Annotated in this window: 18 protein-coding genes; 6 read left to right on the top strand and 12 right to left on the bottom strand. The window is 69.5% G+C overall.

Annotation, left to right across the window (positions count from 1 at the left end; all coding sequences use genetic code 11):
- Positions 1 to 90: 90 nt before the first annotated feature.
- The 9 genes from UA74_RS30410 to UA74_RS30370 form a co-directional block, all read right to left on the bottom strand.
- On the bottom strand, positions 91 to 1,245 hold the full coding sequence (locus UA74_RS30410) for an N-acetylmuramoyl-L-alanine amidase (RefSeq protein ID WP_075743223.1): 1,155 nt from the start codon (positions 1,243 to 1,245) through the stop codon (positions 91 to 93).
- A gap of 317 nt (positions 1,246 to 1,562) precedes the next feature.
- Entirely contained in the window at positions 1,563 to 1,892 is a 330-nt protein-coding gene (gene trxA / locus UA74_RS30405) for a thioredoxin (RefSeq protein WP_075743222.1), read from the bottom strand.
- A 100-nt stretch (positions 1,893 to 1,992) separates the two neighbouring features.
- Positions 1,993 to 2,976 carry a thioredoxin-disulfide reductase gene (gene trxB / locus UA74_RS30400; RefSeq protein ID WP_075743221.1) on the bottom strand — a complete coding sequence of 328 codons (984 nt, stop codon included), beginning with the start codon at positions 2,974 to 2,976 and terminating at the stop codon, positions 1,993 to 1,995.
- A gap of 387 nt (positions 2,977 to 3,363) precedes the next feature.
- Complete coding sequence (locus tag UA74_RS30395; RefSeq protein WP_083683863.1) at positions 3,364 to 4,251, bottom strand: anti-sigma factor; 888 nt, start codon at positions 4,249 to 4,251, stop codon at positions 3,364 to 3,366.
- Positions 4,248 to 4,865, bottom strand: a complete 618-nt coding sequence (sigM, locus tag UA74_RS30390) for an RNA polymerase sigma factor SigM (RefSeq protein WP_075743220.1) — start codon at positions 4,863 to 4,865, stop codon at positions 4,248 to 4,250. Before sigM ends, UA74_RS30395 begins: the two co-directional genes overlap by 4 nt.
- A 112-nt stretch (positions 4,866 to 4,977) precedes the next feature.
- Positions 4,978 to 6,594 (bottom strand): protein kinase family protein, encoded by a 1,617-nt coding sequence (locus tag UA74_RS30385; protein ID WP_075766386.1) that lies wholly within the window; start codon positions 6,592 to 6,594, stop codon positions 4,978 to 4,980.
- Positions 6,595 to 6,827: 233 nt separating this feature from the next.
- On the bottom strand, positions 6,828 to 9,071 hold the full coding sequence (murJ, locus tag UA74_RS30380; RefSeq protein WP_232237571.1) for a murein biosynthesis integral membrane protein MurJ: 2,244 nt from the start codon (positions 9,069 to 9,071) through the stop codon (positions 6,828 to 6,830).
- Between the two features lie 102 nt (positions 9,072 to 9,173).
- Positions 9,174 to 11,951, bottom strand: coding sequence for a DUF6049 family protein (locus UA74_RS30375; RefSeq protein WP_075743219.1), 2,778 nt, complete (start codon positions 11,949 to 11,951; stop codon positions 9,174 to 9,176).
- The gene (locus UA74_RS30370) at positions 11,948 to 12,496 is read right to left on the bottom strand and encodes an NUDIX hydrolase (protein ID WP_075744421.1); all 549 of its coding nucleotides are present in this window, start codon (positions 12,494 to 12,496) and stop codon (positions 11,948 to 11,950) included. The genes UA74_RS30375 and UA74_RS30370 overlap by 4 nt, the downstream gene beginning before the upstream one ends.
- A gap of 122 nt (positions 12,497 to 12,618) precedes the next feature.
- Between UA74_RS30370 and UA74_RS30365 the strand changes: the two genes are divergently transcribed.
- The 3 genes from UA74_RS30365 (at position 12,619) to UA74_RS30355 (ending at position 15,664) form a co-directional block, all read left to right on the top strand.
- Positions 12,619 to 14,145, top strand: coding sequence for a CCA tRNA nucleotidyltransferase (locus tag UA74_RS30365; RefSeq protein WP_075743218.1), 1,527 nt, complete (start codon positions 12,619 to 12,621; stop codon positions 14,143 to 14,145).
- Positions 14,146 to 14,204: 59 nt separating this feature from the next.
- Positions 14,205 to 14,855: a hypothetical protein gene (locus UA74_RS30360; RefSeq protein WP_157434529.1), complete on the top strand. Its 651-nt coding sequence runs from the start codon at positions 14,205 to 14,207 to the stop codon at positions 14,853 to 14,855.
- Between the two features lie 227 nt (positions 14,856 to 15,082).
- Entirely contained in the window at positions 15,083 to 15,664 is a 582-nt protein-coding gene (locus UA74_RS30355; protein WP_075743217.1) for a YqgE/AlgH family protein, read from the top strand.
- Positions 15,665 to 15,754: 90 nt separating this feature from the next.
- Here the strand turns inward: UA74_RS30355 and UA74_RS30350 are convergent, their stop codons facing one another.
- Positions 15,755 to 16,264, bottom strand: coding sequence for an SdpI family protein (locus tag UA74_RS30350; protein ID WP_232237570.1), 510 nt, complete (start codon positions 16,262 to 16,264; stop codon positions 15,755 to 15,757).
- 287 nt (positions 16,265 to 16,551) lie between these two features.
- Here UA74_RS30350 and leuS point away from each other — a divergent pair, with 287 nt between their 5' ends.
- Positions 16,552 to 19,443 carry a leucine--tRNA ligase gene (gene leuS / locus UA74_RS30345; protein WP_075743216.1) on the top strand — a complete coding sequence of 964 codons (2,892 nt, stop codon included), beginning with the start codon at positions 16,552 to 16,554 and terminating at the stop codon, positions 19,441 to 19,443.
- Between the two features lie 258 nt (positions 19,444 to 19,701).
- Here leuS and UA74_RS30340 read toward each other — a convergent pair whose 3' ends face one another.
- On the bottom strand, positions 19,702 to 19,914 hold the full coding sequence (locus UA74_RS30340; RefSeq protein WP_075743215.1) for a helix-hairpin-helix domain-containing protein: 213 nt from the start codon (positions 19,912 to 19,914) through the stop codon (positions 19,702 to 19,704).
- A 144-nt stretch (positions 19,915 to 20,058) separates the two neighbouring features.
- Positions 20,059 to 20,787: a TetR/AcrR family transcriptional regulator gene (locus UA74_RS30335; protein ID WP_075743214.1), complete on the bottom strand. Its 729-nt coding sequence runs from the start codon at positions 20,785 to 20,787 to the stop codon at positions 20,059 to 20,061.
- Between the two features lie 141 nt (positions 20,788 to 20,928).
- On the opposite strand from UA74_RS30335, the gene UA74_RS30330 reads away from it, so the two are divergent.
- Both UA74_RS30330 and UA74_RS30325 read left to right on the top strand, forming a co-directional pair.
- Positions 20,929 to 23,199, top strand: a complete 2,271-nt coding sequence (locus tag UA74_RS30330) for an MMPL family transporter (RefSeq protein WP_083683858.1) — start codon at positions 20,929 to 20,931, stop codon at positions 23,197 to 23,199.
- Positions 23,196 to 23,459, top strand: coding sequence for a glutaredoxin family protein (locus UA74_RS30325; RefSeq protein WP_075743212.1), 264 nt, complete (start codon positions 23,196 to 23,198; stop codon positions 23,457 to 23,459). Before UA74_RS30330 ends, UA74_RS30325 begins: the two co-directional genes overlap by 4 nt.
- The last annotated feature ends 198 nt before the right edge of the window (positions 23,460 to 23,657 follow it).

Here is a 23,657-nt window from a genome sequence, read left to right as displayed (position 1 = left end):
CGCGCCCCGGGCAGGAGCCGCCGGGTCAGATCGGCCGTTCCCCCTCGACCGAGGCTCGAGAACGAGCGGTCGAGGGGGACCCGAGCCTGATCAGTCGATCTTGGCCAGTTCGTGACGCAGCAGGTCGTCGAAGGTGAACGTCCCGGTCGGCTGGTCGTTCTCGCCGAGCAGGTAGAGCCGCTTCACCGCGACCAGGATTCGCTCGGCGAGGATGTCGCGGAACGTGGGGTCCATCAGCCGTCGCCGGTCGGTGGCGTTGGTGAGGTAGCCGACCTCGATGTGCACGGCGGGCATCCGGGTCAGACGCAGGACCTCCCACGTCTTGGGATGTGCGCCGCAGTCGACCATGCCGGTCTTGGCGACGACCTCGCGCTGGATGTAGCCGGCGAGTGCCTCTCCGACGGTCGAGGTCGTGCCGTTGCCCGTGCCGAAGTGGTACGACGCGATGCCCTGCGCGGCAGGCGAGGGGTTCGTGTCGGTGTGCAGCGAGAGGAAGAGGTCGGCGCCTGCGTCGTTGGCGAACGCGGCCCGTTCTGCCTCCGGCGGACAGGTGTCCGGGCCTCGTACCAGCAGGGCCTCCATGCCGGTGGCGACCATCCGGCCTTCGAGCCTGCGGGCGAGGTCCCAGGCCAGCTCCGCCTCGGCGGCGTCCTCCACGACCGCGCCGCGATCAGAGCCGCCGTGCCCCGGATCGAGCACGATGCGTTTGCCGCGCAGCCGGGGCCCTGCGGTGCGGACCCGCTCCTGCTCGCGCAGCAGCACCGGCCTGCCGCCTCGGACCTTGGGCATGAGCTGTCGGAGCGACCGCAGCGTCTCCGGGCCGAACACGCCGTCGGCGGTGATCCCGTAGTCGCGCTGGAAGCTCTTCAACGCATGCTCGGTCTGCGAGCCGAAGACCTTGTTGGGCCTGCCCGCGTCGTAGCCGAGCTCCAGCAGGCGTTCCTGGAGGGCGAAGACGTCGTCACCGGTGATCGACTGACTGATCTGGTAGGCCAGCGGGCGGTCGCCAAGATTCCACCGGGCGTCACGCAGCGCCCGATAGGTGGCAGTGCCCACCACCCCGTCGGTGATCAGGCCACGCTGTTGCTGGAAGGCTCGAACTGCGTGCTCGACGAGCCCGTCGAAGACCTGCTCGTGGTCGTCGCCGATGTGGCCGTTCGACGGCGGAAGCAGGCCTTGCGATGTGAGAATGGCCTTGATCTCGGCAACAGCCGGACCGAAGTCACCGCGGTGGAGCAGTTGCATGTACTCCTCGCTTGACTAGAGCGCCGATGGACGACGCGAGGGGAAGCAGACAACCTATTGTGCCCTGCTGGTGACATGGCGACACTTCGGGCTGCGCGCCGAGGCATCCTCACTGGTAGTGCTTGGTTCTCCACCTATTTGGGCGCTTCAGCACTCGAAAGGATGAAGTCGGGTGGCGTCGGCTTGGTACCGGGGTGCCGTGCCAGGACGAGCCAGGCGTGGGCCGGGATGGCCCCGCCCCGCCGATTCCTTCACCGCACCGCGCGGCCACGGGCCACGCGGTGCGGAGATCGACAGGGCCGGGCGAGTCCGACCTGTCAGTCGAGGTGCTTGGAGATCTCGCTCATCAGCGCCGCCTTCGGCTTCGCCCCGACGATCTGCGTCACCGGCTTGCCGTCCTTGAACAGGATCAGCGTCGGGATCGACATGACCTGATAGTCGCGCTGGGTCGACGGGTTCGCGTCGACGTCGAGCTTGGCGATGGTCAGCTTCTCGGCGTGCTCCGCAGCGATCTCCTCCAGCACGGGGGCGACCATCTTGCACGGTCCGCACCAGGTCGCCCAGAAGTCGACGAGCACCGGCTTGCTGCTGTCGAGCACCTCCGACTTGAAGGTCTTGTCGGTGATGGTGACGGTTGTGCCTGTCATGGTCTCTCCTAGCGTGTGTGCTGGTCGCGGCCGGGCGAAGCAGCCCTGCCGGTGCCGTTGTCGATCACGTCGTGTCGCGTGGTCCGCCGGGTGCGGTCGATCAGACCGTGGGGACCGGGTCGCCGAGTCCGTAGCCGCCGCCGACGGACTCCGGCGTCGTCTCGTGGTGGGCGAGCCAGCGCTCGGCGTCGATGGCCGAGGAACAGCCGGACCCCGCTGCGGTGATGGCCTGCCGGTAGGTGTGGTCGACGAGGTCGCCTGCGGCGAACACCCCGGTCAGGTTGGTGCTCGTGCTGCGCTCCATGACCCGCACGTAGCCCGCCTCGTCCATTTCGACCTGTCCCTTGACCAGCTCACTGCGCGGGTCGTGTCCGATCGCCACGAACATGGCCGTCACGTCGAGGGTGGACTCTTCGCCGGTCACCGTGTCGACGAGGCGGAGCCCGCTCACCGAGGTCTCGCCGAGCACCTCGGTGACCGAGGCGTTGGTCCGCCAGCGGATCTTCTCGTTGGCCCTGGCGCGTTCCAGCATGATGCGGGAGGCACGGAACTCCTCGCGGCGGTGCACGATCGTCACCGACTTCGCGAAGCGGGTGAGGAAGGTCGCCTCCTCCATGGCGGAGTCGCCGCCGCCCACCACCGCGATGTCCTGATCGCGGAAGAAGAAGCCGTCGCAGGTCGCGCAGGAGGACACGCCACGGCCGAGGAGACGTTCCTCACCCGGCACGTTCACATAACGCGCGGCGGCGCCCATCGCGAGGATGACCGCCTTGGCCCGGTACTCGGTGCCGTCGACCACCACCGTCTTCACCGGGCCGTCCAGCGACACGGACTCGACGTCCTCCGGCCGCAGCTCCGCACCGAAGCGCTCGGCCTGGGCGCGCATCTGCTCCATCAGCTCAGGGCCCATGATGCCGTTGCGGAAGCCTGGGTAGTTCTCGACCTCGGTGGTCGTCATCAGGGCACCGCCGAACTGCGTGCCCTCGAAGATCAGGGGTTCGAGTTGAGCCCGTGCCGCGTACACCGCAGCCGTGTACCCCGCCGGTCCCGAGCCGATGATGATCAGATTTCTCACGTCGGACAACTTCGCCGCCTCCGCCGACTCGCGTGTACACCGTTCTCACTGGCGAGCCTGTCCTCGCCCGCCCCCGGCTCCCCGAAAGTCGAGTGAGCCCGGCATCCGGTGCAACACGATCCTAGGCGCGGCTGTTCCCCGACACGGACGTGTCAGGCCGGTTCGTCGGCTGCGTCTCACCTGACGCAGCCCAGGCGCACGGCGCAGGCAGCCACGGCGCAGGCGTGCCGAGAAGGACCCGACGCCTGCGCATCGATGTCCCCTCGTGCCGGTGCCGTGGCTGTCGTTCCGCTCATCGGTACGTCGCGCCGCTGCCCCGTGTGCCCGGGAGCACGCGGACGGTCGCCTGCGCCGCTCTGTCCGCCGCCTGGAGCCCGCTTGCGGAACCGAGCCGGGTCAGCCTCCGATCGTGGTGTCCCCGAGGAACTCGGAGTCGCCCTGCGCGCAGTCTTCCGAGACCACCACGACGCGGAACTGGTTGAAGCCTTCGCCGAGGATGACCATCAAGCCCGCCTGCCCGCCCAGCTCCGCCTCACGCGAGCCGAGGACGTTGGCGTCGGGAATGCCGCCCGCCGCCAGGCACGACAGCAGCGCGTCCTCGTCACCGAGCGAGCCGTACTCCTCGACCTCGAGCAGTCCCGCGATGTCGCCCGTGCCGAGCGCGTTCAGGTCGTCCTGCCCGCCCAGTGCCAGCGGCGGCTGCGCGGACCCCGGCGGTGCCTCGCCCTGGGTCTCATCCGCCATCGGCGTGCCGGGCGAGGTGTTCGACGGCAGATTGATCGCGACCACGCTCACCACCGCTGCCGCCGCCACCAGCAGGCCCGCACCCCAGCCCGCGTTGCGTCGTCGGCGTCGCCGGACCGCATCGAGGTCGACGATCGGCGCAGGCTGGCCCTGCGGCGCCTCCGTCTGCGCAGCGCCTCGTTCCGGCGGAGCGGACGGTAGTTCCGTCACCGTCGCCGGAACGGCCCGAGTCGGGCCGAACATGGCGGCGGCCTCGCGGGCCAGGGCCGCGTCCAGCCGGTCTGCGAAGGCCGCGGGCATCGGCGGCACGGGCGGCAGGTCACGCAGCTCCGCCTGGGTGGCGTCCAACGCCGCGAACAGGGCCGTCGCATCGGAATCGGACTCGGCGCGCGGTCTCAGCCGTGCCGCGGTCTCGTCGTCGAGTGCTCCGGCGTGCAGATCCGCCAAGAGGTCGAGTGACCACGCGGCTCCGTCGTCCGGATCGGGCCGTGACCCGCTGGTGGGGTCGAGCCCACGCCCTTCCCACTCACTGCCGGTCATCGTCCCTCCCGAGTGCGTCGCTGCTGGCGAGCGATGTCATCAGATGGGACGTTCGCAACTGCATCGGGGTTCCTGAGATGCCCGAGAAGTTTCGCCAGGCGGGTGCGACCCCGGGCACAGCGGCTCTTCACCGTGCCCTCGGCGATCCCGAGGATCTGGGCGGTCTCCGCCACGGAGTAACCCTCCACGTCCACCAGCACGATCGCGGAGCGCTGCTCCACGGGCAATTCGGCGAGGGCATCGTTCACCGCGAGCCTGGTCTCCTGCTCGGCTATGGCGTCCCGTGTGATGGCGGGCTCGTTGGGGCCCGCCTCCGGCAGCGGGACGACCGGTCTGCTCTGTTTACGTCTGATGCGGTCCAGACACGCATTCACCACGATGCGGTGTAACCACGTGGTCACCTTGGACTCGGCGCGGAACGAGGATGCTGCCCGGAAGGCGGAGATCAGGGCGTCCTGAAGGGCGTCGGCGGCGTCCTCCGGGTCTCGCATGGTGCGCAGCGCCACCGCCCACAGGCGGTCACGGTGCCGCCGGACCAGCTCAGTGAATGCGTGTGGATCCCCGCTTGCGTGGGCCGCTATGAGGTCGGCGTCCGAACTTGCTGGGGCTGTCACACGCCGAGGATAGCGGCAGTCACCTCACGGCCCCTTGTGCGCACGGTCGGTCGATTTCCGTCGCAGCGGCGATCCTTGTCCTCTTCCCTCGGTTCGCCGAAGGCCTACCGACTCACTCGGCTGTCTGGAAGGTCACCTCGTTGATTCGCGTCTGATAGCCGCCGTCGACCGGCACGATCCCGGTGACCCAGAGCAAGATGTGCTGACCTTCGACGACCTCGTCGAAGTCGAGGCTGGTGTCGCCGCCGGAAAGGCTCAGCGTGCCGAGCAGCGTCGTCTCGTCGACGCTGCCCGGTGTGGCGGTCGGTGAGCTGCGGATCTCGATGACCCCGCCGGCACTCGGGGAATTCACGGTCGCCTGAGCTAGTCGAGTGGCCTCAGAGAAGGAGACCATCAGACCAACGCCCGGCTTATAGGCGCGGTCGCTGTCGAAGGATTCGAAGTATGCCGAAGTGGTCCACGCCGTCGATGCGTCGCCGTCGATCGCATCGCCCGCTCGATTCGGATGGTCCAGGGTCGCACCGGGCGGCTGCCACTCCGCCGCACCGGCCGGGGTGATCGGCCCCGCCGCGACCGGCGGACCGCTGTCCGGCTCCTCCTCGTCGTCCCCGCCCTCGCCGTCCTCGGTGACGCCACTGGGGAGGATCGAGTTCTGCGCGCTGCTGCTGCCGCCGGGGGCGAACATCTGCGCGACCTGGAAGCCGAGCCAGCCGACGATCAGCAGCGTGGCGACGCCCAGAATCGCCATGCCCACGCTCAGCTTGCGCTTGCGGGCCTGGTCCGGCTCGGGATCGCGCTCCCGCCAGACGTCGTTCTCGGGAGCGGGGTTGCCGATCGGCGACTGGTGCATCACGTTCGTGCCGGAGTCCTCGGTCGCCGCAGCGCGCTCGAGGACCGGGATCATCGCGGCTGCGGTGCGGATGCCGCCGGTGTTGATCGTGCTGTCCGGGCCGGCCAGCGCCTTCACCGCCGCGTTCGACAGCTCCAGCGGCACGATCGGGCGCAGCGACCGCGGTGTGACGGGCACGCCGTCCTTCTGCATCTGCACCGTCGGGACGCCTTCCGGCGCTTCTGCCAGCGGCCACCGGCCGGTGAGCAGGTAGAACAGCACCGCGCCGAGACCTCGGACGTCGTCGGTGGCGCTCGCCTCCGGCCGGACGCCGGGGAAGGCGAACCGCAGCTCGCCGTCGGCGCTCACCCGGATGCGCTGCGGGTGGTCGATGCCGAGCACGAGGCCGACGTGATGCGCGGTCTCCACGGCCACGGCCAGCGACTGAAGCAGCCGGGCCGCGGTGGCGGGCGGCACGGGGTTGTCCTTGACCAGCTCGGCGAGGTCCGTGCCGTGCGTCCACTCGGCCACCACGATGCCGAGGACGCGATCCGACTCGGCGAGTCCGTGTTTGGCACTGATCACGTCGAGCACGCGGGCCGCGCCGACGCAGTGGAAGCTCGCCGCGTGCATCGCGCGTTCCAACGCCCGTCTGGCCCGCGCGTTGACCTGCGTGTCACTTCGATCGCCGACCAGGATGGTCAGCGCGACGTCGCGGCCGAGCGCGGAGTCCTTGGCCCGCCACAGCTGCGCGCCACCCCGCACGTCCTGCCCTACGTTGCCGATCAGGCGGTAGCGGCCGTCGCCGAGCACGGTGCCCGGGGCCAGCCCAGCATCCTCAACGCCCTGACCGATGTCCTTCCGGTTCGGTGCGATGTACTCCGTCGGCTTGCCGCTCACGGTCATTTCTCCTGGTCCACCCACTCCCCGGACAGCGGAGGCCTCGGCAGGCGCGCCTTGGAGAGACTCGCGTCCGAGAGTACGGGAAGTCGGCTGTCATCGAGTTGCCACCAGCACGTCATTGTTCGGAGTACACCCGTGTGGCGAAGGGCGGTTCCAACACTGGGAGGGACGTACTGAAGGGGGTGCGAGGTTGCTTCCCCGTCCCATATACGTGTGAGGCAGGTCAATCGTTACCGTCCTGCCATCCTTCGTACTCGCTTCATCAGCGGATCGAGCTCCCGCACCTTCAGCAACAGCATGAAGCCGAGGGTGACGATCAGGCAGAGCACGGAACCGACGATGAGCTGAACCCAGGCCGTGCCTGCGCCGTCCGCCTGCGGCATCAGCGCGCCGACGCCCTGTGCGGCGAGCAGCGCGGCGCCGCCGCCCCAGATCGATGCCATCGCCGCCTTGCCCAGCGTGATCCACAACGCCCGGTTGCCCAGCTTGCCGATCCTGCTGCGCAGCCAGATCTCGCCGATGACCCAGCCGATGACGAAGGTGAAGGAGTTCACGAAGGTGATGCCGAGGACGACCTGTTCGTCGTCCAGCAGCACCGGGCAGAGATAGAGCAGCGGCACCTTGATCGCCGTCATGATGGCGAGGATCAGGGTGGGGGTTCGCGAGTCCTTCATCGCGTAGAACACCCGAAGCTGGAGCATCGTGATCGCGTAGGGCAGCAGGCCGAACGCCGAGACGACCAGGGCCTGCCCCAACCTGCCCGCGCCACCCGCTCCCTCGCCGAGCGAGAACAGCGAGATGCCGATCTGGGTGCCGAAGACCGTCATCAACACGCTCATCGGCAGCAGGATCAGCGTGCAGAGCCGGGCGCCCAGCGAGAGGTCTGCCTTGAGTCGGTCGTAGTCCTCGTCGGCGGCGGCCCGACTCATTCTGGGCAGGACCGCCGTCATGATCGAGAACCCGATGACGCCGTAGGGCAGCTGCAACAGCAGCCACGCGTTCTGGTAGATCGCCAGGCTGCCCTCGTAGGCGGTGGCCACCCTGGTCAGCGCGATGACGCCGAGCATCCCGACCAGCGCGTAGCCGATCACCCAGGCCGCCAGGCCGCCGAACTCGCTGAGCCGAGAGTCCCAGCCCCACCGCCACGCTGGCCGGAAGCCGCTGCGGCGGAGCGCGGGGATCAGGATGGCGGCCTGTGCGACCACGCCCAGCGTGACGCCGACGCCCAGCACGAGCAGATGCGCGTCGGTCATCCGAACCGGGTCGACCACGATGTCACCGGGCAGCATCCAGTACACCAGGATGGTTCCGATGATCACGACGTTGTTCACCACCGGGGCCCAGGCAGGCGGTCCGAACACCTGCTTGGACTGGAGGATCGCCATCAGCAGCGCACTCAGCCCGTAGAACAGGATCTGGGGCAGCAGCAGGTAGGCGAACGCCGTGACCAGGGCACGGTTGGCCTGGGTCTCGCCGCCGCTGACGTAGACGGCGGTCAGCAGGGGCGCGGCGATCACCGAGAGCAGGGTGCCGACGCCCAGGATGACGGTCGCCAGTGTCACCAGCCGCTGGGTGTAGGCCAGTCCGCCGTCCGAGTCCTCCTTCTGCGCCCGCACCAGCACCGGCACGACGATGCTGGTCAGCACCCCGCCGAGCAGCAGCTCGGTGATGATGGTCGGCAGGTTGTTGGCCACGGTGAACGAGTCGTTGATCAGACCGAGGCCGACGACCCACGCCAGCATCGCCTTCCACAGGAAGCCGGTGATCCGGCTGATCAGGGTGGCGATAGCCATCGTGCCGCTTGCCTTGAGCAGCGACTTCCCGGCCTTCTTCTGCGGCTCGTCGGTCGCGGTCACGTCCGTGACGGCTTCGCCTGCCTCCCGATCCGCGACCACCGCGACCGGCGACATCTGCGTGGTCTGCTCCGGGTCGACGGGGTCGACCGGATCGACCACCGGAATCGCCCTGGTTCGGTCCAGGTCGGCGCCTCGGGCACCGCGCGGGCCGCCGGGTGCGGCAGCGCGTGCCGCGCCCGCAGCGGCCCGACGAGCGGCGTCGGAGGCGGCCTGTCGCGTGCGCTCCTGGTCGAGACCGCCCGCCTGCCCGAGGTCGTGGGTCGTCGCCGGGTCCTGTCGAGCGTGCGTGCCCGGCGGCAGATCACGACGGATGTTCGGCTGTGATCCCGGCGCATGGTGCGCCGATGCCGAGGTCGGCTGTGCTGGTCCAGGCGCCGGGCGCCCCTGGTGCTCCGGCCGCAAAGCGGGCTCCGATGCGTGGTCGGGTCGCAGCCGAGGCTGCGACGGGGGTACAGGTGGTGGTCGTCGCTGACTTCTGAACGGTTCGGGCGGCGTCGCCCGCAGGTCAGGTCGCGAGGAGTCCTCCGGCGGCGGGCCCGGCCTGCCTCGCCGCCGAGGACCACCCGGCGGATACAGCGGACCGTCGAACCGGGTGGTCTCCTCGTCGTCCTGGTTCACCACGTCTCCTCGCCGGACGGCCCGGCGGCCCGTCTGCCGTCGCGAGCCGTCAGTTCACCATGCTCGCGCTCGGCGGTCAGGAGAACCAGTCGATCGGCGTGGTCACTCACCGGATCTCTTGCCGCTCGTCGCCCCGCGCCGCGTGCCCGGCTCGTCCGAACCGACCCCGGCCCGTTCGGCCGAGAGCCAGGTCTCGGTCGTCGAGCGCGACTCGTCCTCGTTCGCTGCGGCCGAGTCGGCGGACGCGGCATCCGATGCCTGCGGATCCGATGAGGTCGCGTCAGCCGAGTGGACGCCTGCCGATCCCGGCTCGGACGGCCTGCTCACGGACGACCCGGCGTCTGCCGATCGTCCCTGGTGCCTCCCATCGGACGTCTCCTCGGCTGATCCGCCGGTGTCTAATCCCTCGGTGTCTAATCCCTTGGTGTCTGACTCATCGGCGGCCGATCCGTCGCTGTGCGACCGGGGAGCGGCCGATCCATCGGCATCCGATCCCCGGGCATCCGACTCGTGGGCATCCGATCCGTCGGGACGTGCATCGTCGGTGTCCGATGACGTCCCGGACTCCGAAGGTCCGCGGTCGCTCTCGGACCCCGCAGACTCCTCGGCCCCTTCTGGCGGCTTTCGGGCGTTCGCGTCCTCCGTGTCGACCGGGCCTCCTGCTCGACCGGCGCGGATGCGACGGACGAGACGGTAGGTGACCAGGAGGATCAGCGTGGCGCCCGCGACGATGGTGAGGATCAGCGTCAGCGTGCCGTAGGCGGTCGACATGACGACGAAGCGCACCGGGCTGCCCAGTTCGGTGCCGTCGGGGGTGCGCAGCGCGACGTCGGTGGTGAACTGCCCGGAGCGGCTGACCTCGGCGGGGACCCGGATGGCCCGGGAGTTGTGCGCGGGGACGGCGAATTCCTGCACGCTCGCCGCGCGAAGTCCCGGCGAGTTCTCCAGCGTCACCTGGACCCGGATGTCCACCGGCAGGTCGTTGGTGACCGACAACGGCAGCGGACTGTCGGAGGCGGCGAGGGACAGCGGGATGCCGGGGTCGTTGACCTGGACCCGGTCCCGCAGCCTGCTCAGCTCGTCGACCGCACGATTCACGACGTTCATCGCAGCCTGCTCGTTGCCGCGCAGGCTGCTGGACATGCCGCGCAGCAGGCCGAGTTCGACGGGTTGCACGAGGTCCACCGGCTCGGTGCGGGACTCCGGCGGGACGGAGGGGTCCGCGCTCATCGCCGACTCGAACTCCTGGACCAGCGTCGCCGCGCGGGACACCTCGGCCGACACCGACGGCTGAAGCTCCGCTGCGCCCGCCTCCGGCGGGTAGCTCAGCGCACTGGTGCCCTCCGGGGCGTCGAGGCCCTCGGCCAGCGGTGCGGGCACCGCCAGTCCCGACTCGAACAGCCTGCCCAGCTCGCCGATCAGGATCGACAGATCCTCGGCCTCCGGTTGCCAGCGACGTGGCGGTGCGATCACCATGCGGGTCGCGGGTGCTGCGCTGCTGTCGCCGATGGCGCGGAACGCCAGCATGCTCAGCACGTCCTGAAGCGGATCGCGCACGCCGGGCGGCACGGTGGAACCGGCTGCCGCCACCATGCTCTGCGGACGCCACCCCGTGGTGGTCGAGCCCGCGAGCACGTCGCCGACGAGGGGATCGAGCTGTATCGCGACGGGCGGGGTCTCCGTCTCGACCGTCGTCTGGACGCTCGTGCTGGTGAGCTGCGGTGGTGCCTCGGCGAGGCTGCGCGGATGCAGCAGCGTCGAGGTGACGCCCGCCTCGACCAGCGTGTCGAGGGTCTGCTCGTCCAACACGCCGTCGGCAGGCCAGACGAGGTTCTCCATCGGCCGGGTGCCCACGACCTCTTCCACCACGGTCGCGCCTCGGTCCAACGCCAGCTCGATCAGGTCGGGACGGTCGGCCCTGGACAGGGCGACCAGATCGGCGTCGGCGTAGGGCATCGCCACCAGGCATCGGCCCTGTGCGACGTCCCGCAGGCGATGCAGCCAGACGCCTGCCGCAGCGGCCCCCACGCCGTCCACCAGCTCGCCCGTGCCCGAGCGGACCTGATACCCGTCCTGCATGGCGTCGACCGTCACCAGCAGGTCGGGGTCGACCGCGAAACAGATCGATCGCGACAGCTCGGAGGCGGGTGGGACGGAGTCGCTCATCGCGTTCAGCAGCATGGCGAGCCTGCCGTCCCCGACCAGCGAGGAGGCGAGCTCGTCGTCGGTGAGAACCGTCTCGCCGTCGGCGCCGTTGCGAATCACCCTCGGCTCGTCGGCCAGTGGCCAGATCAGCGTCGTCGCAGGCTGCACCGACGGCTCCGCCGACGCACCGCCGGGCACGCCCAGCACGGGCAGCAGCAGATCAGCGGTCGCGATGCGGGCCTGATTCCCATAGTCCGGCATCCCGTTGACGTTCATCAGCAGCGGATAGACGCCGGGTTCGCTGATCTGCAGCCCGTCCGCTCCGCTGACGGGGACGCTCACGGTGAACTCGGTGCTCTCTCCTGAATCCAACGGCGAGGCGACGGGCATGAACTCCGAGGAGCCGCTGTTGGTCTCGGAACCGCCTCGGAGCGAGGCCAGCGTCTCGTCGGTCGTGCGCAGCGGTTCACCGCGCTGTGCCCGGACCGAGATCTCCGCGATGCTTCGGTCACTGGTGTTCGTGAGGGTTCCGGTGATCCGGAGCAGCTGGTCGCCGTCCTCGACGACCACTCGGGGCTCCAGCGCGTCGATGTGGAGTTCGGCGAGCGTCTCGTCGGGCTGAGCCGCTGCGGGGCGCACGGCGCCTGCCAACACCAGCGGCGCCGTGACGAGCGCGGCCAACGCGGCGCGCAGGAGTCGAGTCCCGCCTCTGCGGTGGTCGATGTGTCGTCTCACCCTTGCTCCGTGCCTGCCGGACGGATCGACCACGACCGGTCGGTCGCGGCGTCCAGCTCGGTCAGTACCTGGTCGAGCCTGCGGACCAGCTTGCGCTCATCGGCGTATGCCAGTCGTTCATTCAGCTCACCAAGCGGCACCCATGCCACCTCGGTGACCTCCACGTCCTCGTCGGAAAGCTCACCACCGACGGCCTCGATCACGAAGTGATGCACCGTCTTGTGCACGCGTCGATCCTCGGCGACGAACCAGTAGTCGATCGTCCCCAGCGGAGCCAGGACCGTGCCACGGATGCCCGTCTCCTCGGCCACTTCCCGGATGGCGGCCTGTTGCGAGGTCTCGCCCGCCTCAAGATGCCCCTTGGGAAGCGACCAGAGCAGTCTGCCCCGTCGATCCAGCCGTCCAATGATCGCAGCGTTCGCTTTCGCCGCGTCGAGCACCAGCCCGCCTGCGGACGTCTCGTCCACGGTATGGAGGCGCCGACGTCGCCTCCGGTTCCGGCGTCGCGGCTTCGCACCGCCGGAACGACCGGATGACGTGGGCATACCTGGATGGTAATCCGACTGGTCGATGCCCGTCTGGTTCTGTTGCCACATCACCGACCCACCGACGAGCCCGACGTGCGGGTCTTCGGGAGGCGATACCCTCGCTCACCGTGTCTCGTTCCGTGCCCGACCCCCAGCCGCTGACCGCCGCCGTCGACGCCGCCCGCGTCGTCCCACAGGACGCCGTGGCGACGCTGCTGCGAACGACCCCGGTCGCCGCCGAGCTCGCCGCTCGCTTCGCCGAGGCGGGGCATCGGCTGTACCTGGTCGGCGGCAGCGTCCGCGATGCGCTGCTCGGCAGGCTCGGCACCGATCTCGACTTCACCACCGACGCACGCCCGGCCGAGGTGATGCAGCTGGTCAGAGGCTGGGCGGAGGCGGTCTGGGACACCGGCATCGAGTTCGGCACGATCGGCGCCACCCGGCACGGTGCGATGCTGGAGATCACGACCTTCCGTGCTGATCGGTACGACAGGGTGGGTCGCAACCCCGAGGTCGTCTACGGCGACGACATCGAGGGCGATCTCATCCGTCGGGACTTCACCGTCAACGCGATGGCCGTCGACCTCGTCGCCGCAGGCTCCCTCGACGGCGACCGGGACGCCGTCGATCCGGTGGAGTGGTTCGTCGATCCACACGGCGGACTGGATGCACTGGTCACTCGCAGGCTGGACACTCCCGCCACGCCGCAGGAGTCGTTCGCCGACGATCCGCTGCGGATGCTGCGTGCCGCCCGGTTCGTCGCCCAGCTCGAGTTCACGCCCGCGCCGAGGGTGGTCGAGGCGATGACGACGATGGCGGTCGAGATCGAGCGGATCACCGTCGAGCGGGTCCAGGCCGAACTCGCCAAGCTGATGTGCGGCGCCACGCCACGACAGGGGATCGAGCTGCTGGTGGACACCGGGCTCGCCGATCGCGTGCTGCCGGAGGTTCCCGCGATGCGGCTGGAGATCGACGAGCATCACCAGCACAAGGACGTCTACCAGCATTCGCTGGTCGTGCTCGACCAGGCCGTGGAGCTGGAACGCGCCGACGCCCCGGACGCGAAGGCCGACCTCGTGCTGCGGCTCGCGGCCCTGCTCCACGACATCGGCAAGCCGGACACGCGTCGATTCGAGTCCGGCGGCGGGGTGAGCTTCCATCACCATGAGGTCGTCGGGGCCAAGATGACCAGGCGGCGGCTTCGGGAGCTGCGGTTTCCCAAGGACGTCGTCGAGCAGGTCTCCCAGCTCGTCTACCTCCACCTGCGCTTCCACGGCTACGGCACCGGCGAGTGGACCGATTCCGCGGTGCGTCGCTATGTGACCGACGCAGGCCCGATGCTGTCCCGGCTGCACAAGCTGGTCCGAGCCGACTGCACGACCCGGAATCGACGCAAGGCCAATGCTCTGCAGCGGTCCTACGACGATCTGGAGGCCCGGATCGCCCGGCTGCTCGCCGAGGAGGACCTCAAACGGGTCCGGCCGGATCTCGACGGCAACGCGATCATGGAGCTGCTCGGCGTGCCGCCGGGTCCCGTGGTGGGCAGGGCGTGGAAGCACCTCAAGGAGCTTCGACTCGATCGCGGGCCGCTGAGCAGGGCAGACGCCGAGGCAGAGCTGTTGCGCTGGGCAGCGGACCAGGACATCCACCCGCCCGCGCGCCCCTGACTCCGATGATCACTCCACCGGGCGGTCGGGCGACCGGCCCGTGGTGTCGATGGTGAGGTGTGTCCGAGGCGGAGTGGGGCGTGGTTCCCGATGGTGCGGTGCAGTACTCCTTCGGGACGGGAACCGGTCCGCCGACGGTCTGGACGAGCGCCGCCGACGTGACCGTGAGCGGGCACGGGGCGCCGGACGCGGTGCGCCTCGACTTCACGGGTGACGGCCGTGCCGTCGACCTGCTCTGGGACTCCGATGCCGACGGGATCGCCGACACGGCGCTGCTGGATCTCGACGGGGACGGCGTCGTGGACGCCGCCTTCACCGATCCCGAGGGGCTCGGTGTCTGGAATGCGCCGGGAGAGCTTCCCGCGACGGCGGAGGCCGAGGACGAGGACCGGTCCGCGGCGGTGGAGCTGCACTGGACGGACGCACGGGGTGACGAACAGGTCAGCGTCGCCGAGATCGACGTGGACGGTGACGGGGTGCTCGACACGGCGTGGGCGGACTACGACGGCGACGGGGACGCGGGCGAGGTGATCGTGGACACCGACGGCGACGGCGTCGTCGACGAGGTCTATCTCGACGGTGACCACGGCATCCTGGGCGGCATGCTGCTGGACCTGGACGGCGACGGGGTGATGGACGTGCGGCTGGTCGACACCGACGGCGACGGCGAGCTGGACGAGGTGATCAGGCGAGGCGAGCCGGGCTTCTAGCCGGGCAGGCAGCCCGCCCCGCGAGGTGTTCCGCGCAACGCGCGGCCGTGTTCGTCACACGCGTCGTTCGCCCGCCGCGTCGGCGTCCCGACGTGAACCCGCAGGTCCGGTGTCCGCCAGAGCGGTAGGGACGTCCGAGCGCCTGGAACGGCGAATTCGGCGGCGCGCACCGGCATCCGGGCGCCTTGGGACCGGTGGCGGATTCGAATGCGGGCGCGAATGGGATCATGTCCGGCGTGCAACCCGACGTCGAGGTGGGACCGGGCAGCCTGCTGGTGGCGTCGCCTGGGCTGGCTGACCCCAATTTCCGTCGCACGGTGGTCTACATCATCGAGCACCGGGACGAGGGGACGCTGGGAGTCGTGCTCAACCGGCCAGGCGAGACCGCGGTAGAAGACGTGCTGCCCGAATGGGGCCCGTACGCGAGCAGCCCGCAGGCGGTGTTCGTCGGCGGACCGGTCGAGCAGAAGGTGGCGCTGTGCCTGGCAGCCCTCCGCACCGGAGTGGACACCACCGACCTGGCCGGTGTCGTCGGCGTCCGCAATCCGATCGCGATCATCGCGTTGGACACCGATCCCGAGCTGCTGGCGCCGCGACTTCGGGGACTGCGGGTGTTTGTCGGCTATTCGGGCTGGGATCGGCGACAGCTGGCAGGCGAGATCGAGCGCGGCGACTGGTTCGTGGTTCCGGGGCTGCCGGACGACGTGGTGTGCCCGCCGGGAACCGACCTGTGGGGACTGGTGTTGCGCAGACAGCCGCTGCCCCTGGCGTTATTGGCGACTCACCCGCTTGACCTGCGAAGAAATTAGTTCACGCAGCACACTCGTGCTTATTCGCCGTCATTGATTGGGGGCGAAGAACGGCTTCTCCGCAGGCTGTGTTCATCGGCCTGCGCGTTCTCAGGCGATGCCGCAGGCCCCGTTGCCGCAGCACTGGCCCGCGCAGCCGAGAGTGCGGGCGGGTTTGTCCTTCACTGTCGCCGCAGCCCGGGTGCCGAGCACGCCGCCCGCGACGGTCAGGCCGAGAAGGCCGACGACGCCGACGCCGAGGGCGATCAACTGGGCGGGTCCGGACAGGCCGAGGAGCCCGACGGCCGTCAGCACGCCGATCGCGCCGGACACCAGCGTCGGCAGGCCTGCGGCACGGTTGCCGACCCGGAAGGCCTCGTCGCTGCGCAGCGTCGCCGCGGTGCGCACCCCGGCGAAGCGGTTCCTGGGCAGTGTCTCCTTCATTCCGCGCCAGCCGATGACCAGCAGGGCAGCACCTGCCAGCAGAAGCACCACGGACAGCACGACGGCGACCGCGAGCGGCAGTGCGCTCGGCTCGGCTGTCGTCGCCTGCGCGAACTCTCGGGCAGCACCCTGGACAGACCGCTGGATCGACCCGTGGATGGACTCCGCATTCGTCACTCCAGCAGGGTAAGCGCTGATCGGAGCACGCCGGAGGTCACCCTCGTCATGCCGTGGTCGCCGTCACGCGCGCGCGGTGTCCAGCGACCGACACGGCTCGTCGGCACCGGGGCGGCCCCGGTATGCTTGGCCGATGAGCACGGGTCGCCTGCTCCTTAGTACGCCGCGTTGACCAGCTAGGAAGGGTCGACGCGGCAGCCCCTCTCGTCCCATCTGGGCGGAGGGGTTTCGTCTTGTTCGGGGCGCACACGTGGCTGCCGAGGCGACCAAGAGGAAGGAACGGACCCATGGGTGAGGGCAATCCCCATCCCGTCACGCAGGACGAGACCCCGCCGTTCCGCTACACGGCGGAACTGGCCGCGCAGGTCGAGAGCCGCTGGCGGACGCACTGGGAGCAGCACGGCACGTTCCACGCGCCGAACCCGGTCGGCACGCTGGCCGAGGAGACGCTCCCGTCGGACAAGCTCTTCGTGCAGGACATGTTCCCCTACCCCTCCGGTGAGGGGCTGCACGTCGGCCACCCGCTCGGCTTCATCGGCACCGACGTCTTCGCCCGCTATCACCGTATGCAGGGCCGGAACGTGCTGCACACGATGGGCTTCGATGCATTCGGGCTGCCTGCGGAGCAGTACGCCGTCCAGACCGGCCAGCATCCGAGGATCACCACCGAGAAGAACATCGAGCGGTATCTGGATCAGATCCGCAGGCTGGGTCTCGGGCATGACGAGCGCCGTCGGGCCAGGACGATCGACGTCGAGTACTACCGCTGGACGCAGTGGATCTTCCTGCGCATCTTCAACTCCTGGTACGACCCCTCCGCGCGGGACGGCCAGGGCGGGGCCCGTCCGATCGACGAGCTGATCGAGCAGTTCACCTCGGGCGACCGGGCCACACCGGACGGCAGGTCCTGGTCCGAGCTGAGCAGCAGCGAGCAGCGTGGCGTGATCAACGATCATCGGCTCGTGTACCTGTCCGAGGCGCCGGTGAACTGGTGTCCCGGGCTGGGCACCGTGCTGGCGAACGAGGAGGTCACTCCCGACGGACGCAGCGAGCGGGGCAACTTCCCGGTCTTCCGTCGCAATCTGCGGCAGTGGATGATGCGGATCACCGCGTACTCCGACCGGTTGATCGACGATCTGGACCGGCTCGACTGGCCGGACAAGATCAAGACCATGCAGCGCAACTGGATCGGGCGGTCGCACGGCGCTCGGGTCCGGTTCCCCGTGCCGGTGGCCGACGGTTCCGAGGAGGTCGTCGAGGTCTTCACGACCCGACCGGACACGCTGTTCGGCGCGACGTACATGGTGCTGGCGCCCGAGCATCCGCTCGTGGACGTGCTGGGCTCGCGGAGCTGGGCACCGGACGTCGACTCCCGGTGGACCGGCGGTGCGGCGACTCCCGCCGAGGCGGTCGCCGAGTACCGCGCGCGGACCGCGCGGAAGTCGGAGATGGACCGCCAGGAGAGCAAGGACAAGACCGGCGTCTTCATCGGCGCCCATGCCACGAACCCGGTGAACGGCGAACGGATTCCGGTGTTCATCGCGGACTACGTGCTGATGGGCTACGGCACCGGCGCCATCATGGCGGTCCCCGGCCAGGACCAGCGTGACTGGGACTTCGCCACCGCGTTCGGCCTGCCCGTCATCAGGACGGTCCAGCCGCCTGAGGGATTCGAGGGCGAGGCGTTCGCGGGCGAGGGCCCCGCGATCAACTCCGCCAACCTGTTCTCGGTGAACCTGGACGGGATGGACATCGCCGAAGCGAAGAAGACGACCATCGACTGGCTGGAGGCCAACGGCCGAGGCGAGGGCACCGTCCAGTACAAGCTGCGCGACTGGCTGTTCTCGCGACAGCGCTACTGGGGCGAGCCCTTCCCGATCGTCTACGACTCCGACGACCAGCCGATCGCGCTGCCCGACGACCAGCTCCCGGTCGAGCTGCCGGAGGTCGACGACTATTCGCCGAAGACCTTCGACCCCGACGACGCCGAGACCGAGCCGTTCGCTCCCCTCGGCCGCGCCGAGGACTGGCTGACGGTCGAGCTCGACCTGGGCGACGGCGTCAAGACCTACCGCCGCGACACGAACACGATGCCGCAGTGGGCCGGTTCATGTTGGTACCAGCTCCGCTACGTGGACCCGACCAACGACAAGGCGTTCGTCGACCCGGAGAACGAGCGGTACTGGATGGGTCCGAGGCCCGAGATCCACGGCGAGTCCGACCCCGGCGGGCTGGACCTGTACATCGGCGGCGTCGAGCACGGCGTGCTGCACCTGCTGTACAGCCGGTTCTGGCAGAAGGTGCTGTACGACCTCGGCGAGCTCTCGGCGGCGGAGCCGTATCGACGGCTCTTCAACCAGGGCTACATCCAGGCCTTCGCCTACAAGGACGCGCGCGGCGTCTACGTGCCTGCGGCCGAGGTCGAGGAGCGGGACGGGAAGTTCTTCTTCAACGACGAAGAGGTCGTCCAGGAGTACGGGAAGATGGGCAAGAGCCTGAAGAACTCCGTCGCCCCGGACGAGATCTGTGACGAGTACGGCGCGGACACCCTCCGGCTGTACGAGATGTCGATGGGTCCGATGGACGTCTCCCGCCCCTGGGCGACCAAGGACGTCGTCGGCGCATACCGGTTCCTTCAGCGGCTGTGGCGCAACGTGGTCGACGAGACCACCGGTGAACTGCGGATCAGCGAGGACGCCCCGTCGGAGCAGACGCTGAAGCTGCTGCACCGGACGATCGCGGGAGTGCATGAGGACTACGCGTCCTTCCGCTACAACACCGCCGCCGCGAAGCTGATCGAGCTGAACAACCACCTGACCAAGACCTACGCGAACGAGTCCGGCACACCTCGGTCGGTGGTCGAGCCGCTGGTCCAGCTGCTGGCACCCCTGTGTCCGCACATCGCCGAGGAGCTGTGGTCGCGGCTGGAACACGGCGAGTCGCTGGCGCACGGGCCCTTCCCGGTCGCCGACGAGGCCTACCTGGTCGACGACACCGTGGAGTACCCGATCCAGGTCAACGGCAAGGTCCGTTCGCGGATCACCGTCGCGGCCGACGCGGCGGGCGACGTGGTGAAGGCGGCCGCGCTGGCGGAGGAGAAGATCGTCGCCGCGCTGGAGGGGCGGGAACCGCGCAAGGTAATCGTCGTTCCCGGCAGGCTGGTCAACGTGGTCGTCTAAAGCCCTGCGGGCGGCGGATGACGCGCCGGTCGAACCGACACACGACGCCTCGCCCTCACCCCGCATCGGGGTGGCGGCGAGGCGTCGTGCATGACTGCGCAATGTTTCACGTGAAACATTGCGGTTCACGTGACACATTGCGGTTCACGTGACACATTGCGGGCGGCCGGGTGATCGGCGGGGCGCGTCCAGAGTCGAGACGATCCGGTCTGGTCGAGGCCGTCGCAAGCTCGGCACAGCGCAGGACCCGACCCGCCGCTAGTCGGCGAACGCGAGACCTCGCAGGGTCAGCTCCTCGTCCAGGATTCGGATTCCCTTGGGGCCGATGCCGTGGAGTCTGAGCAGTTCCGCCCGCGTCACGCCGGTCAGCTGCGCATAGCGGGTGTAGCCGTTCAGCGCCAAGACGCGACGCGCGGTCTTGCCGATCCGCTGGGGGAACTCGGTCGGCTCGGGGGCGTCCGGCGTCGCCATCGCGCACCTCCAGGCCTCGGCGGCTCGATGAGCTCGTGCGCCGTCAAGAGTAGGTGTTCTGGTACGGGCCGCACCCCGATCGGCTGCGGCCCGTCCCGGTGTGGCGGGTCAGGAGCCGAGACTGTGCGGGCGGGTCGCACCGGCTCAGTGCCCGCAGACGCCCGTGTCCTCGGCGAGCTCGGCCAGCATCGCCTCGTACAGCCGCTCGGCGTTGCGCACGTCGAAGGGGAACCGGCCGAACACCTCCAGGGCGATGTGTCCGTACACCCGCACCCACCAGCGCAGCAGCGAGTGCAGAGCCTCCAGCTGGAGCAGCTGCGGCGGCAGGATGATGTCGAGCGAGGACATGCTGGCGACCAGGGCATCGCGGGCGGCGACCAGATCGGCCTCCAGGTCGGGCGGGAAGGCCTCGGCCTGCGGCATCGGCGTGTCCTTGGCGAGGATGTCGCCGAGCAGCGCGAGGAAGATCTGCCCGAAGCGGTCCGGGAGCGGGCCGTCCCGGCCCGGGCGTTCCCGGACGTCACGCGATGCGAAGACGAGTTCGAACTCGTTCGGATGGTCCAGCGCCCAGGTGCGCAGCCGCCTGCAGACGGTGAACACCCTGCCCGGCAGGTCCGCCTGATCGAGTTCGGCCGTCGCGCCGGTCAGCTCCGCCGCCAGTCGCATGCAGATGTCGTCGCCGACGTGACGCAGTAGGTCCTCGCGCGAGTCGTAATACCGGTATAGCGCGGGAGCGGTCACGCCGAGTTCTCGGGCTATTGCACGGAGAGTGACCGCGTGTTGCCCCTGTTCAACAAGGAGCTGCCTTGCGTGTTCGCGGATCTCCAACTCAGTGGCAGCCCGTAGCCGTTCTCGGCGCGTGATCTCTGTCATGCCTCCCTCTTCAAGGGTTGTAAACGCCGTTTACTGGCTCGTACAGTATCCGGCTGCGGGTGAACGATATTCACCTCGGTTCACGTTGTTCACACAACCTAGCCCGGCCGTCGCCGGTGACCAAGATGTGGAGGCCGCCAGGTGTTCGCCAGATGGGGGGCCGCGGTACACCGTGCTCGGTGGACCGTGCTCATCTCAACGCTCGTGCTCACGATCCTCGGCGGCTTCTGGGGCATCGGCGTCTTCGACCGCCTCACCCAGGGCGGCTACGACGATCCCAACAGTGAGGCCGCCGCCGCCGCGGAGGTCGCCGCAGGCGCCATGGAGGGCCAGGCGGGCGACGTCGTGGTGATGTACCGCGCCTCGGAGGGTCAGTCGCTGGACGACCCCGAGCTGGCGGCCGCGGTCACCGAGAACCTCGCGGCCCTGCCTGCGGAGCAGGTCGAGAGCGCCATCTCGTACTGGCACACGGGAATGCCGGAGTTCGTCTCGGACGACGGCACCGTGGGACTCGCGGTGATCGGGCTGGTGGGCGACGGCGACGACGAGAAGCTGACCGCCTACGACGAGATCGCGGACGACCTGATCATCGACGGCGTCTCGACGCAGGTCGCGGGCGGTGTCGTCGCCGAGCACGCCATCGGTCACCGTGCCGAGCAGGACCTCATCGCGGCCGAGATCGTGTCGCTGCCGATCGTGCTCATCCTGCTGGTGGTCATCTTCGGCGGACTGGTCGCCGCATCGCTGCCCGTGGTGGTCGGCGGGCTCGCCGTCTTCGGCGCCCTGGGGCTGCTGCACCTGATCGCCCTGTTCACCACGGTGAACGTCTTCGCGGTGAACGTCGCCAGCATGCTCGGGCTCGGGTTGGCGATCGACTACGGACTCTTCGTGGTGGGCCGCTTCCGCGAGGAGATGGACTCGGGTCGCGACCCCGCCTCCGCAGTGCGGCGCAGTGTCGCCACGGCGGGCCGGACCGTCGCTTTCTCCGCCGTGCTGCTGATCATCGCGCTGTCCGGGCTGATGCTGTTCCCGCAGGAGTTCCTGCGCTCGCTGGCCTACGGCGGGATGAGCGCGGTCGGCCTGGCCGCGCTGCTGTCGCTCACCGTGCTGCCCGCGCTGCTCGGCCTGCTCGGCCACCGGGTGGACAAGCTGTCCCTGCCCTGGCTGCGTCGTCGTCGGCAGCGGGCGACCGGCGAGGGCTGGCGACGGCTGGCCGACGGCGTGATGAAGCGGCCCGGCCTGATCGCGCTGCCGATCATCGCGGGACTGGTACTGCTTGGCTCCCCCTTCCTCAGCGCCCAGTTCGGCATGCCGGATGAACGGGTACTGCCCGCCGACGATCCCGCTCGCATCGCGACCGAGGCGTTGAAGGCCGACTTCCCGGAGATGGGCGGCGACGGCATCCAGATCGTGCTCCAGGGTGACGGCACCCCGCCGGACGAGGCCGCCCTCGGTGGTTACCTCGCCGAGGTGGACCAGCTGGCAGGCGTCGACTCCGTCGCGCCGACCGGCGGGGCGGACGACGTGGTCGTCCTGGAGGCACAGGTCGACGGTGATCCGTTCGGCGACGTCGCCAACCAGACCGTTCGAGACATCCGGGCACTGGACGCACCGGCGGACACCGAGGTGCTCGTCGGCGGAGTCACTGCAGCCAACCTGGACAGTCTCGACGCGACGGCCGAGATGCTGCCGTGGATGGCGGTGCTGCTGGTCGGGGCCACCCTGATCCTGATCTTCCTCGCCTTCGGCTCCGTGCTGCTGCCGATCAAGGCGGTGATCCTGAGCTTCCTCAGCCTCTCCGCGACCTTCGGCGCGCTGACCTGGCTGTTCGTCGACGGGCACGGTTCAGGGCTGTTGGGCGTGACGCCGATGCCGATGGAGGCGGGGATCATCGTCCTGATCGCCGCGATCGTGTTCGGCCTCTCCACCGACTACGAGGTCTTCCTGCTCTCCCGGATGGTGGAGGCGCGGGCGGGCGGCGCCACGACCGAGGAGGCGGTGCGCACCGGACTCGTGCGGACCGGCCGGGTCATCAGCGCCGCCGCGCTGCTGCTGGTCGTGGTGACGGGCGCGTTCGCCTTCTCCGGCATCCAGATGATGCGGTTCATCGGCGTCGGCATGATCATCGCGCTGATCCTGGACGCGACGATCGTCCGGATGCTCCTCGTGCCTGCGGTGATGAAGCTCTTCGGCGACGCGATCTGGTGGGCGCCCGGTCCGCTGCGCAGGCTGCAGGAGCGGGTCGGCCTCTCCGAGGTGGAGAAGCCGGAGTCGGGGTCCGATTCGACTCCTCCCGAGTCGGAGTCGGGGTCCGATTCGACTCCTCCCGAGTCGGAGGGGGAAGCCCAGGAGCGAGCGGCGGTGGCCGCCGGTGGGAATAAGTCGACGGAGCGAGGATCCTCGACGCCATGAGTGAAGTCGTCTTCTACGCTCGGCCTGGTTGTCCGTTCTGCACGATGCTGCGGGCCGATCTGCAACGTCGGGGCCTGCCCTTCCGCGAGCGAGACATCTGGAAGGACCCGGAGGCCGCCGCTGCGGTCCGGGCGGCGGCAGGGGGGAACGAGACCGTTCCCACGGTGAACGTCGGTTCCCGCTGGATGGTCAACCCGCCTGCCGAGGACGTGCTGGCGGCGGTGGCCGAGCAGGCGCCGGAGCTGTTGCCGAAGGGATAGCGCGGCCGGGCCGTGAGTGCTCGTGAGCGGGGTCGGGGAGTCTTCCCTGGCCCCGCTTTCTCGGTCCTCGCCTCGGACCGGCCTGCTTCGTGCGCCGGGCCGCAGCGAGCGGGTGCTCGGTGTGCGCGGACGTGCGGGCGAGCCGGGCGGGCGTCCTGCGCCGAGGGGAATCGGGCGAGGGACGGTGCCGACCGCGTC

It is taken from the genome of Actinoalloteichus fjordicus, from assembly GCF_001941625.1.
Classification (GTDB): domain Bacteria; phylum Actinomycetota; class Actinomycetes; order Mycobacteriales; family Pseudonocardiaceae; genus Actinoalloteichus_A; species Actinoalloteichus_A fjordicus.
The sequence above is the reverse complement of the archived record's forward strand: the minus strand, read 5'-3'. Positions and strand labels throughout refer to the sequence as shown.